The sequence below is a fragment of the Streptomyces sp. NBC_01571 genome, from assembly GCF_026339875.1.
GTDB lineage: Bacteria > Actinomycetota > Actinomycetes > Streptomycetales > Streptomycetaceae > Streptomyces.
In genome coordinates, this window is the sequence record NZ_JAPEPZ010000012.1 from 1 (window position 1) to 13386 (window position 13386).

Here is a 13386-nt window from a genome sequence, read left to right on the forward strand (position 1 = left end):
GGTGGGGAGGGCGGGCATCCAGTGGTCGGCGTGGCGTATCAGGTGGAGTGGTTGGCCGTGGGTGGGGCCGAAGGTGAGGGGCCAGGTGATGCCGTGGGGTTCGATCTGGAGGGTGTGGAGTCGGATGTTGTAGAGGTGGGCGGCGATCACCGGGGCGATGTCGCCGGAGACGTTGTTCCAGTGGCCGGGTGTGCGGAACTGTTCGGCGATGTTCTGCCAGTCTTCCAGCAGCGCTCCGTCCGCCCGTAGGGCGGTGAAGGAGTGGACCAGGTTCTGGAAGGACTGGTTCTGCTCGATCTCCTCGGTGCTGGGCCGGGGCCAGCCGGTGTCGGTGTCCTGACCGGGGTCGGGGTCGGGGCGGAGGATGGCCAGGGCCGCTTCCCGGGCCTGGGTGTTGATGATGGTCGGCTGGACGGTCAGCCACCAGGGTTCCTGGTCGTCCTGCTGCTGTGGTGGAAGGGCCCGCGTCCGGAGCAGGGTGTCGTGGACCCGGTCCACCTCAGCGGCGAGCTGGGCGCGGATCACCGTCACGTTTTCGGGCAGGTGGGTGTGGCCTGCTGCCTGCCCGGCCGCGATCAGGGCGTGGAAGAAGCAGTCACCGTCCGGTGGTACCTGCCACACCGTCCATCCGCGCTCGTGCGCCGCTTGCTGTACCGGCGAGTCGACTCTCGCCATCGCCGGTAGCGACCGCTGCTGCCGTTCCTGCTCGGCCGGGTTCCACCATTGTCCGTCGGGCAGATCTTGGACCGGCTCATCCGTCATCGGCACGACGCCGGTTGCGGTGGATGCAGCCGGTCCGGTGTCCTCCGGCCGGTCCGGCCCGACACGGTCGGCATGTGGGGCCGCCCAGCCGGTTTCCGCCGTCCCTGGCAGGAACGACTCACCGGTGTGTCCCCGCCAGTCCAGCCAGTCCGGCCCGTCCAGCTCGTCCAGCCAGGCCAGCGGGCCGGCCGCGGCTGCCGCCGTCGGCGGCTCGCCGGGCAGGAAGAGATCACCCAGCGCGAGGGGATCGAACATTCCGGCGGGCACGGCACTCCCCGGCCTCTCCACACCCGGTCCCGCCGGAGCATCGCCCACGCCGCTCGCCGGCCAGCCGCTGTCTGCGACAGAGAACGGGTCCACTTCCTGGCCCGGGCCGGCCCATGACCCCGCCACCCCCGGATCCGGCCGACCCGCCGCCGGCTGCTCAGACCCGAGCAACTGCGCCGGTCCGTGCAGTTCGAACAACTGTGCCGGCTCGTCCGGCAGGGCCGGCGGGGTCGGCTGATCGGGTTGGTTCTCCAGGTGTGTGGGAGCGGCGGGAGGATCCGAGGTGGCGCCCGGGTGAGCCGATTCGGATCCCAGTGCGCGGCCTGGGTCTTGGAGGAGAGGGAAGAAGGTGTCCGGTGATGCCGCTGTGGCAGGGCGGGGGCGGGCCGGGGCATCCGGGTCTGCCCACGGGGCCGGGTCCTGTCCGGCTGGCTCGTCGGCGTGGTCGCCGGGCCAGGTCGCCGCGTCGCGTGCCGGGTCCTGTTGCTGTTCTTGTTCCGGTGTGGTGATGCCGGGGCGGCTGGTCTCGGCGGCTGGCTGCTGCGCGGGCTGTGGGGTGGGGGCGCCTTGCGGGACGGAGCGGGGAGGGTCGCCTGCGGGGGTGAGGCGGGGCCGCTTTCGGACCGGTCGCCCGGCCGAGGTGGTGGTGGTGGTGGGCGCGCGGCGGCGGAGGGATCTGCGGGGCTGCGGAGGCGGGCCTGCGTCGGTGCCGTCCTGGCGTGTGTGACGTGGCTGGGCTTCCGGGTCAGGCCCGGTCCCGCCGCCGGAGGCGGTCGGCGCAGGGTTTTGCAGGACTCTGCGACGGCCGTCATTGTCGGGTTCCGACAGGTGAATGCCGTGCTGTCGCAGCAGGGCGATATCGGCCTCCGTCAGCTTCCTAATGCCGTACAGCATATTGTGCAGAATGTACCCGATGGGGACGGTGGAAGGGGTGTCGCTGCCAGGAACGGCAAGGACCACCGTGTTTCCTGATTTGGGGAGTGCGTTGCTGCGGTCTTCGCCGTTGCGGCCTGCAATGCTTCGCCAGTTCAGGAGACCGGCTATAAACTGTTCGATCGGCCACTCATGTCGAAGTGTTTGGCCTGCCTGGCGGACAATCCTGTAGAGGCCGTCCACTTTCTCCATGTGGATGTTGCGCTCTTCCAGTCCCTCGATCAGGTAGGGAGACGCGCGTTTCAAACCCACATTCATCAGGACCCCTATTTTCTCACCGATGGGGACTTTTTCGTGCCTGTCGGTGTTCGGGATATGGACGTGCGCGGTAGCGTCCTGTGGGGGGATTTTGGTGCAGTTTTCTTCGTCGGAGTATTCAGTGTTGCGCCACGCGTCGATGGCGGCCAGGGTCAGTTCATCCGTCCACTTAATGGTTTTGCGGTCCTTCGGGCTGGCGTGTGGACTTTTCTCGGCCTGCCGGCGCTGGCGCTGGTTCGGTTTCGGGTTTTGGTGTGGGGGTGGGGGGCCGGTGGTGGGGTGGGGTGTGGGGGCTGTTTGGGGGGTGTGGTGTCGGGCGGGCATCCAGTGGTGGGCGTGGCGTATCAGGTGGAGTGGTTGGCCGTGGGTGGGGCCGAAGGTGAGGGGCCAGGTGGTGCCGTGGGGTTCGATCTGGAGGGTGTGGAGTCGGATGTTGTAGAGGTGGGCGGCGATTACCGGGGCGATGTCGCCGGAGACGTTGTTCCAGTGGCCGGGTGTGCGGAACTGTTCGGCGATGTTCTGCCAGTCTTCCGGCAGCGCTCCGTCCGCCCGTTGGGCGGTGAAGGAGTGGACCAGGTCCTGGAAGTACTGGTTCTGCTCGATCTCCTCGGTGCTGGGCCGGGGCCAGCCGGTGTCGGTGTCCTGACCGGGGTCGGGGTCGGGTGCGGAGGATGGCCAGGGCCGCTTGCCGGGCCTGGGTGTTGATGATGCTCGGCTGGACGGTCAGCCACCAGGGTTCCTGGTCGTCCTGCTGCTGTGGTGGAAGGGCCCGCGTCCGGAGCAGGGTGTCGTGGACCCGGTCCACCTCAGCGGCGAGCTGGGCGCGGATCACCGTCACGTTTTCGGGCAGGTGGGTGTGGCCTGCTGCCTGCCCGGCCGCGATCAGGGCGTGGAAGAAGCAGTCACCGTCCGCTGGTACCTGCCACACCGTCCATCCGTGATCGTGCGCCGCTTGCTGTACCGACGAGTCGACTCTCGCCATCGCCGGTAGCGACCGCTGCTGCCGTTCCTGCTCGGCCGGGTTCCACCATTGTCCGTCGGGCAGATCTTGGACCGGCTCATCCGTCATCGGCACGACGCCGGTTGCGGTGGATGCAGCCGGTCCGGTGTCCTCCGGCCGGTCCGGCCCGACACGGTCGGCATGTGGGGCCGCCCCGCCGGTTCCCGCCGTCCCTGGCAGGAACGACTCACCGCTGTGTCCCAGCCCGTCCGGCCAGGCCAGCCCGTCCAGCCAGTCCAGCCCGTCCAGCCAGTCCAGCGGGTCGGCCGCGGCTGCCGCCGTCGGCGGCTCGCCGGGCAGGAAGAGATCACCCAGCGCGAGGGGATCGAACACCCCGGCGGGCACGGCACTCCCCGGCCTCTCCACACCCGGTCCCGCCGGAGCATCGCCCATGCCGCTCGCCGGCCAGCCGCTGTCTGCGACAGAGAACGGGTCCACCTCCGGGCCGGCCCATGACCCCGCCACCCCCCGACCCGGCAAACCCGCCGCCGGCTGCTCAGACCCGGACCCGAGCAACTGCGCCGGTCCGTCCAGCCCGGACCACTGTGCCAGCTCGTCCGGCAGGCTCGGCAGGGCCGGTTGGTCGAAGTCGGGCCACTGCGCGGTTCCGTGCAGTCCGAACCACTGTGCCAGCTCGTCCGGCAGGCCCGGCAGGCCCGGCAGGCCCGGCCGGCCCGGCAGGCCCGGCAGGCCCGGCAGGCCCGGCAGGCCCGGCAGGCCCGGCGGGGTCGGCGGGGTCGGCTGATCGGGTTGGTTCTCCAGGTGTGTGGGGGCGGCGGGAGGATTCGAGGTGGCGCCCGGGTGAGCCGATTCGGATCCCAGTGCGCGGCCTGGGTCTTGGAGGAGAGGGAAGAAGGTGTCCGGTGATGCCGCTGTGGCGGGGTGGGGGCGGGCCGGGGTGTCCGGGTCTGCCCATGGGTGCGGCATGCCCGGTTCCGGCCGGTCGCCCGATTCCGCCGGGACCTGGGCCGCACGCGCGTTCGCGGGTTCTGCGGGACGGTCCGAGGCGCCGGCTCTTTCCCCCGGGGCTGTCGAGCCGGGCATGGTGAGTGTGCGGGGATGGTCGGGGCCCGTGCCGTCAGGAACGGGGAGGTGTTCTCCGGCACGGTCCCGACCGGCGGCGGTGCGGACCGGCTTCGAGCGAGGCTGCCCAGCAGTCTGTCCCGGCTGTCCGCCCCGCTGGGTGCGGGGCCGCGCCGGCGGTTCAGGCCCGCTCTCCTGTCCGGCCCCGGCGATCACACCCCGCGCCGCCGCAGAGACAGCCGGCATCCCACGCTCCCCGTCAGCCGCCCTACCGGAAGCACCACCAGACGCCGCACCCTCCTCCCCCTCCTCCTCGAAAATCAGTTTCACCTTGTTGGTGCCCGGCAGGTCGGTGACGGTGAATCCGCTCTCCTCCAGAGCCTGGCGCACCCCCGGCGACACCAGCCTCACGCCTGTTCTGCTGGCGTGATAGAGCCACCAAGCGAGGTTGAACCCGTCGTCCGTGACGAAAAGCCTGTTCTTGCTGTCTGATGCGGGTCTGGTTCCGAAGGGTTTGTCGTCGGTGACGCGTTTTCTGTTCACCGCGGGAACAAGGAACTTCCGGATCGCATCCTCCACCTCCTCCGGACTCGCCGGCTTGCGGCGGGAATTGGGATCTCGCTTGAAGCGGAGTTTCACCCTGTCGTCCGGCAGGTCGGTGACGGTGAATCCGCTGTCCAGCAGAGCCTGGCGCACCCCCGGCGACACCCCCTTCACGCCTGCTTCTTGGCCGGCGTGATAGAGCCACCTAGCGAGGTTGAACCCTTCGTCCGTGACGAAACGCCTGTCTCCCCGTGCGGGTCTGGTTCCGAAGGGTTTGCTGTCGGTGACGCGGGTTCCGTTCACCGTGGGAACAAGGAACTTCCGGATCGCATCCTCCACCTCATCCTGACTCGGGTGCTTGCGGGAATGGGGTTCTTTCACGAAGGGGATTCTCAGCCGAGCGGTTTTTTGGAGGTGGTATTGGGAGTGGATGCGGTGGAGTTCTTGGGTGAGGGTGGGGTCGTCGATGTGGTCGAGGTGGTGGGTGGTGCGGAGGTGGTCGAGGACGCCGCCGAGGGTGGCGTCGTGGTTGTCGGGGTGATCGAGTAGTTGGAACAGGCTGGTGATGTCGTCTGTGCTGAGGGGGGCGAAGCCGGTGCGGGTCCAGGGGGTTGTGACGGAAGGGTCAGGGGCGCGGTGCCAGGGGGACTCGGCGAGGTGGCCCAGTGCGGTGAGGGCGTGGTGGGTGGGCGGGGTGATGTGGGCGTCGACGTCGAAGGGAGTGGGCCGGGTGGTGGGCAGGACATTCTCCTGATCCTGCCCGGTTTCTTCGTGTTCTTCTTCGCTGCTGGAGTGGTTTCCGGGGGTGTGGTGGTGGGTGTGCGGGGTGGGGGCGGTTCGGGTTCCGGGCAGGGTGAGGCTGGTTGAGGGTTCGGGCAGGGCCAGGATGGAGGTGGGGTTGGGGGTGGTGGGGTCGCCGAAGAGGTCTTCGTCGGTGTCGGTGTGGGTGGGGGTGGGGGTGGTGGGGTGGGGGTTGTGGGGGTGTCGGGTGCCGCCGGGGAGGTGGGGTTGGGGGGTGCGTAGGTCGGGGTTTTGGGTGGCGAGGGTGTCGGCGAGGGTGCGGGCGGCGTCCTCGCCGTGGGTGTGGAGGGTGTGGGCGATCTGGGTCAGGGCGTGGTGGACGGCGTCGCGTCGGTTTCGGGTTTCGGGGTCGGTTCCGAGGAGCAGGGGTGGGCGGAGCAGGATCCCGGCCTGGGTAACCAGGGAGGCCGGGATGGGGGTGAGGGATGTACCGGGGGTGGGGTGGGTGGGGTGGGTGGGGTGTTGGTGTGTGTCGGGTTGGTGGCTGGTGCCTGTGTGGCGGGGGCTGGTTGTGTGGGTGGGGGTTGTTGTTCCGGGGTGGTTCCAGTACAGACGTGTGCGCCGGGTTGTGTCGTCGGTGTGGGGTTCCGCGGCGTGCAGGCCGGCGGCCTGCAGTTGGGTGATCTCGTGGTCCGTCAGTCCTGTCAGTCCCTGATGGCGGGCCTGGAACAGCCATGTGCCGATGGGGATGTCTGCACCGTTGGTGGTGGCGTTGTCCGTGGCGTTGTGTTCCCGGCGGGTGTTGCTCGCGTCGGTGAGGGGGGTGGGGGTGGGGTCGGTGAGGGTGATGTAGGTGCCGTCGGGGGGGATGGCGGTGCTGCGGTCCTCGCCCGCGGGGGCGGCGGCCCGCCAGGTGGCCAGGCCACGCAGGTAGACCTCCACACCCCACACCGGCACCACCGACCCTGACGTGCCCGTGCGCCGGAGACGGCCGTCCTTTTCCATGGTGGGGATACCGCGCGCTCTCAGAGCACCCGCCAGCAAAGAACCACCCGGCTGCACCAGCCCCCTGCGCCCCAGGTGGTACAGCCAGTTGCCGATGGGGACGGGCCGTTCTCGGCCATCGGCACCCTGGACGGGCGCGGAAGCACGGGAGGGGGGGATGCCGGTGTTGTGCTTCCCGTAGACGGCACGCCACGTGTCCAAAGCCTGCAGGTACTGCTCGAACGGCCATGCGGTTTGCTGTTCGCGCTGATCTGGGGTGGGCTTCAGTTTGTAGCGCGTCGTGCCCGGGTCTTTCCCCGGTTCCTGCTCGACGAGGGTCCAGCCGAGGTTCCGCAGTCTAGCGGCCTCTCCCTCGGTCAGCACCTTCCCTTGGTGCTGCAGGTTGCTCAGCCAGCCGCCGATGCGGACGTGCACGACTTCGGCGCCGGGACCGCGGAGGGGCACGGAAGTACCTTGTGGGGGCAGGAGGCGGCTGCGGTCCTGGCCGGCGGGGGCTTCCTTACGCCACTGCTCCAAAGCCTGCATGCACTGGTCGAACGTCGGGTGAGTTTTCGTGTGCGGGGGGTGGTGGGGTGTGCGGATGGGGCGGGCGTGTTTGCGTGTTTTGTGGCGGGTGGTGGTGTGGGCGGTGTTAGTGGTGGTGTGGGGGGGTGTTGGGTGGGTGGCGGGTTGGTTGTCGTGAGGGGCTGTGGCGTCGGCCAGTGCTGGGGCTGGGGCTGGGGTTGGGGTGGGGGTTGGGGTGGGGGTCAGTGCTGGGGCTGGGGCTGGGGTCAGTGCTGGGGCAGTGGTGGTGGGGTGGGCGGGCATCCAGTGTTCGGGTCCGTTGCCGGTTGTGCGGACGAGGTGGTGTTCGGGTGCGTTTTCGGGGCCGAAGGTGAGGATCCAGGGGGCGTGGCCGGGGTGGATGTGGAGGGTGTGGAGCCGGATGTTGTAGTGGTGGGCGGCGAGGGCGGGGGCCAGGTCGCCGGCGACGGTGTCCCACTGGCCGGGGGTGAGCAGGCTGGTGATGACGTGCTGCCAGTCCTGCTGGTCGGGCCGGGTTTCGGCGTGGGCCTGGGAGAATTCGTTGGCGTACTGGGTGAATGCGTCTGTGCCCTGGGTGTGGCCGGCTTGGTGGGCGGCGTGGTCGGCCAGTGCGGTCAGGACCTGGGTTCGTGCGGCGGGCATCCAGGGGGCGAGGTGGGGGTGCTGAGGGTGTAGTCGCAGTTGTTGTTGCAGTGTTTCGGCGAGGGCGGCGCGTACGTCGGTGGTGTTCGCGGGCGGGCCGTCCGGTGCCTGCATGTCGCGTGCCGCGATCAGGGCGTGGAAGAAGCAGTCACCGTCCGCTGGTGCCTGCCACACCGTCCATCCGCGCTCGTGGGCCGCTTGCTGGACCGACGAGTCGACTCCCGCCATCGCCGGTAGCGACCGCTGCTGCCGTTCCTGCTCGGCCGGGTTCCACCATTGTCCGTCGGGCAGATCTTGGACCGGCTCATCCGTCATCGGCACGACGCCGGTTCCGGTGGATGCAGCCGGTCCGGTGTCCTCCGGCCGGTCCGGCCCGACACGGTCGGCATGTGGGGCCGCCCAGCCGGTTCCCGCCGTCCCTGGCAGGAACGACTCACCGCTGTGTCCCCGCCAGTCCAGCCAGTCCGGCCAGTCCGGCCAGGCCGGCCCGTCCGGCCCGTCCGGCCCGTCCGGCCTGTCCAGCCAGGCCGGCCAGGCCAGCGGGTCGGCTGCCGCCGTGAGGGGCTCGCCGGGCAGGAAGAGGTCATCCAGCGCGCGGGGATCGAACATTCCGGCGGGCACGGCACTCCCCGGCCTTTCCATACCCGGTCCCGTCGGTGCATTGCCCATGCCGCTCGCCGGCCAGCTGCTGTCTGTGATCGGCGGGCCCGGGTGGTGTGAGGTGCTGGGGTCCGTGGGCGGGGCCGGCGTGTCCGTGTTCGTGGGTGGTGCGGGCCGGGTGGAGGTGCCGGTCTCTGGCCGTGTGGCCGGCAGGCCGGGTGCGGGCTGGGCGTGTGGGGCGGGCGGGGCCGGCCTGTCCTGCCCGGCAACAGCAGCGGCAGCGGCAGCGGCAGCAGCGGCAGCGGTGGTGGTGGGGTCGCCCTCCCGGGCGGTCTGGGGGGGCCTGCCGCCGCGCCCTCGCGGGGGCTCGGCTGCGGGCCTCCCTTTCCCGCGTTTCGCGTGGCGTCCGTGATTTGAGCCGGGTGGCTGTTCACCTGTCTGTGTGTCGTCTGTTGGCCGTGGCCTTTTCCGGCTGGGGGGTGCGGGTGTTGTGGTTGTGGTGGGGTGGGTGGGGTGGGTGGGGTGTTGGTGTGTGTCGGGTTGGTGGCTGGTGCCTGTGTGGCGGGGGCTGGTTGTGTGGGTGGGGGTTGTTGTTCCGGGGTGGTTCCAGTACAGACGTGTGCGCCGGGTTGTGTCGTCGGGGTGGGGTTCCGCGGCGTGCAGGCCGGCGGCCTGCAGTTGGGTGATCTCGTGGTCCGTCAGTCCTGTCAGTCCCTGATGGCGGGCCTGGAACAGCCATGTGCCGATGGGGATGTCTGCACCGCTGGTGGTGGCGTTGTCCGTGGCGTTGTGTTCCCGGTCGGGTGTTGCTCGCGTCGGTGAGGGGGGTGGGGGTGGGGTCGGTGAGGGTGATGTAGGTGCCGTCGGGGGGGATGGCGGTGCTGCGGTCCTCGCCCGCGGGGGCGGCGGCCCGCCAGGTGGCCAGGCCACGCAGGTAGACCTCCACACCCCACACCGGCACCACCGGCCCTGCCTCGTCCGTGCGCCGGAGAAGGCCGTTCTCTTCCTTGGTGGGGATACCGCGCGCCTTCAAAGCACCCGCCAGCAAAGAACCACCCGGCTGCACCAGCCCCCTGGACCGCAGGTGGTCCAGCCAGTGGCCTATGGGGACGGACCGTTTTCGGCCATCGGCACCCTGGACGTGCGCGGAAGCACGGAAGGGGGGGATGTCGGTGCTGTGGTTTCTGGGGGCGGCACGCCACGTGTCCAAAGCCAGCAGGTACTGCTCGAACGGCCGACGAGTGCGCTGGCGCTGTCCTTGGACGGGCTGCAGTTTGTAGCGCGTCGTGCCCGTGTTTTTCCCCGGTCTCTGCTCGACGAGGTTGTAGCCGAGGTTCCGCAGCTTAGCGGCCTGTTCCCCGGTCAGATCCCTCCCCTTGTGCTGCAGGTCAGCCAGCCATTTGCCGATGGGGACGTGCAGGACTTCGGCGCCGGGACCGAGGAGGGACACGAAAGTATCGTATGGGGGGATGGGGAGGTTATCGTCCGGTTTAGTGGGATTTTTGCTGAGCCAGTTTTGCAAAGCCTGCATGTACTGCTCGAACGTCCATGCGTTTTTCTGTTCGCGCTGATCTGGGGTGGGCTTCAGTTTGTAGCGCGTCGTGCCCGGGTCTTTCCCCGGTCCCTGCTCGACGAGGGTCCAGTCGAGGTTCCGCAGCCTAGCGGCCTCTCCCTCGGCCAGATCCCTCCCCTTGTGCTGCAGGTTGCTCAGCCAGTCGCCGATGCGGACGTGCACGACTTCGGCACCGGGACCGCGGAGGGGCACGGAAGTACTTTGTGGGGGCAGGAGGCGGCTGCGGTCCTGGCCGGCGGGGGCTTCCTTACGCCACTGCTCCAAAGCCTGCATGTACTGGTCGAACGTCGGGTCAGTTTTCGTGTGCGGGCCTTGGCGGGGTGTGCGGGTGGGGCGGGCGTGTTTGCGTGTTTTGTGGTGGGTGGTGGTGTGGGCGGTGTTAGTGGTGGTGTGGGGGGGTGTTGGGTGGGTGGCGGGTTGGTTGTCGTGAGGGGCTGTGGCGTCGGCCAGTGCTGGGGCTGGGGTTGGGGTGGGGGTTGGGGTGGGGGTCAGTGCTGGGGCTGGGGCTGGGGTCAGTGCTGGGGTGGTGGTGGTGGGGTGGGCGGGCATCCAGTGTTCGGGTCCGTTGCCGGTTGTGCGGACGAGGTGGTGTTCGGGTGCGTTTTCGGGGCCGAAGGTGAGGGTCCAGGGGGGGTGGCCGGGGTGGATGTGGAGGGTGTGGAGTCGGATGTTGTAGTGGTGGGCGGCGAGGGCGGGGGCCAGGTCGCCGGCGACGGTGTCCCACTGGCCGGGGGTGAGCAGGCTGGTGATGACGTGTTGCCAGTCCTGCTGGTCGGGCCGGGTTTCGGCGTGGGCCTGGGAGAATTCGTTGGTGTACTGGGTGAATGCGTCTGTGCCCTGGGTGTGGCCGGCTTGGTGGGCGGCGTGGTCGGCCAGTGCGGTCAGGACCTGGGTTCGTGCGGCGGGCATCCAGGGGGCGAGGTGGGGGTGCTGAGGGTGTAGTCGCAGTTGTTGTTGGAGTGTTTCGGCGAGGGCGGCGCGTACGTCGGTGGTGTTCGCGGGCGGGCCGTCCGGTGCCTGCATGTCGCGTGCTGCGATCAGGGCGTGGAAGAAGCAGTCACCGTCTGCCGGGACCGGGTACACGGTCAGGTGGCGGGTTGCGGCCTGGTCTGACACGTAGTGGGGGACCTTGGGCGGCGTCTGCTCCGTGCCCGGGTCCGGTGGTGGGCCCCACTGGTCCGCCATGCCGGCCGGCATTCGGTCACCGGTCTCGTCCGGGCCGTCCGCGACGTCCCCGCCGGTCCAGCCGGTCCAGCCGTCCGCGACGTCCTGGCCGGTCCAGCCGGTCCAGCCGGTCCAGCCGGTCCGGCTGTCCGCGACGTCCGCGACGTCCTGGCCGGTCCAGCCGGTCCAGCCGGTCCGGCTGTCCGCGACGTCCGCGACGTCCGCGACGTCCTGGCCGGTCCGGCCGTACGCGAGGAAGCCCTCGTTGTCTCCGGGGTCCCGGGTTGTGGTGGTGGGCTGGGGGTGTGCCGGGGGTGTCCTGGTGGAGGGTTCGGTTTCGCCGGTGGGCCAGTCGAGCAATGCCAGGAAGTCGGCGGGCAGGCCGGAGAGGGGCCGGGTGAACTCGTCGAGCGCGGGGGGCGGGGGCGGTTGGGTGGGCCGGTCGGGCAGGGGTGTGTCGCTGGTCGTGGTCGGGTCGGGTTCGGGGCTGGTTGTGGTGTGGGGGGCGGGTGGTGTGTGTGGTGGGTGGGGGTGGTGGGGGTTTTGCGGCTCGGCCGGTGGGTGGGCGGGGGGGTGTGCCGGGGGTGTCCTGGTGGAGGGTTCGGTTTCGCCGGTGGGCCAGTCGAGCAATGCCAGGAAGTCGGCGGGCAGGCCGGAGAGGGGTCGGGTGAACTCGTCGAGCGCGGGGGGCGGGGGCGGTTGGGTGGGCCGGTCGGGCAGGGGTGTGTCGCTGGTCGTGGTCGGGTCGGGTTCGGGGCTGGTTGTGGTGTGGGGGGCGGGTGGTGTGTGTGGTGGGTGGGGGTGGTGGGGGTTTTGCGGCTCGGCCGGTGGGTGGGCGGGGGGGTGGGGGGTGTCGAGCATTGCCGTGAGTGTGTGGGTTTGGGGCCGGTGGCGGGCGGTGAGGACGGCGATGGTGCGGTCGATGGCTGTCCGGCGGGCTGTGTCCGGGGCCGAGGGGTCGTCTGGGCGGGTCTGGGCGTCGGCCTGCGCCTGGTAGGTCAGGTAGGTGGTCCAGGCCTCGTCTTGGGTGACGGTTTCTCGTATGTCCGGGGGGAGGGAGCGGAACACGGCCTGGAGGGGTTCGTTGTCGGGTGTGGTGCTGGTTGTTTGTCCGGGTGTGCCGGCTGTGTGGAGGTGTCGGGGGGGTCGGGTTGTGGTGTTGTCGGCGCCGCCGAGGAGTCTGGTTTTTTCGCCGGTGAGGAGGATCTGTGCGAGGTGTTGTCCTCGTTCGCGTTGGGTGACGGGCCAGGGCTGTTTGGGCAGGTTGCGGTCGGCCTCGCGGATGGCGTCGGCGGTGGGCAGGTCCTTGGTGGGGTGGGGGGCGAGGTAGCGGAATTCGCGCCGGACTTCCTCGATCAGGAACCGGTCGTCCTGGTGTGCCGGAGCAGTGCCGGGGGAGCCGGCCGTCCCCGTCCGGGTGGGTGTTTCGGTGGCGGGGGGTGTGGAGCCGGGTGCGGGGGTGGGCGTCCGGGTGGGTGTTTGGGTGGCGGGGGGTGTGGGGGTGGGCGCCGTTGCGGGCCGGGTGGGGGCTGTCGGGGTCTGGGTGGGTGGGCCGGGGGGGAGGCCGGTGTGGATCCATCGGGCGACGGCTTCGGCCTGGTGGCCGGGTGACATGGTGTGCCAGGCGGGGTCGAGGGGGTAGTCGCGGACGAGTTTCGGTGCGGGGGGCAGGTCGTGTGCCGGGTGACCGAGGGCGGCGAGTTCGGCCCTGACGGTGCGCTCCAGCCGGTCCGCGGCGTCACGGTCGTCTGCCGCCCTGGTCCGTCCGGGTGCGCCGGGGGCGGTGCCGAGGGGGAGGTCGGTGCCGGTGAGGATCTTGTGGGCGAGGGCGGTGGCCTGGTCTGCGAGGGGCTGGGTGTGCCAGTGGTCGGCGAGGTGGTCGTAGGCGTGCGCGAAGGTTTCGGTCTTCCGCGACATCCCCGGGTGCTGTGCCCGGTGGAGCTCGACTGCGGCCAGTACCCGCAGCCGGCTCGCCCGGTCGGGGTCGTGGGCGGTGAGTTCCTGCCACCGGCTGGCCGGGAAGGGGTTGGTGCCGGTGGCGATCAGGTGGGCGAGGGCGGTCGCACGGCGCTGCACGGGCTGGGAGTCCCAGGCCGGGCCGAGGTCGTCGTAGTGCTGGGCCACGGCGGCCGAGAGCGGGCCGGTCACCGTGTGTCCCAGGCGGTGGAGTTCACCGTGGACGTGGACCTGCAGCAGGCTCGCGTCGAGGGGGGAGGCTGCTGCCAGTTCCCTCCACCGGCTCCGCCCGGCGGTGGCCTGGGCTGCGCCGGCTGCGGCGGGTGCGGCGGCTGCGGCCGTGCCGGTCCGGGCCGTGCCTGACTCGGCCGTGCCGGTCCGGGCCGTGCCTGAC

At 70.4% G+C, this 13386-nt stretch carries 2 protein-coding genes and 1 pseudogene; all 3 read right to left on the bottom strand.

Annotated features, from left to right (window positions below; all coding sequences use genetic code 11):
* Positions 1-1029, bottom strand: a 1029-nt coding sequence (locus OHB41_RS51840) for an OTU domain-containing protein (RefSeq protein WP_266709778.1), incomplete at its 3' end; no start/stop codon positions are given.
* 1360 nt (positions 1030-2389) lie between these two features.
* Positions 2390-8320 carry a hypothetical protein gene (locus OHB41_RS51845; RefSeq protein ID WP_266709780.1) on the bottom strand — a complete coding sequence of 1977 codons (5931 nt, stop codon included), beginning with the start codon at positions 8318-8320 and terminating at the stop codon, positions 2390-2392.
* Between the two features lie 409 nt (positions 8321-8729).
* A pseudogene (locus tag OHB41_RS51850) lies at positions 8730-13386 on the bottom strand (OTU domain-containing protein); the annotation flags it as partial.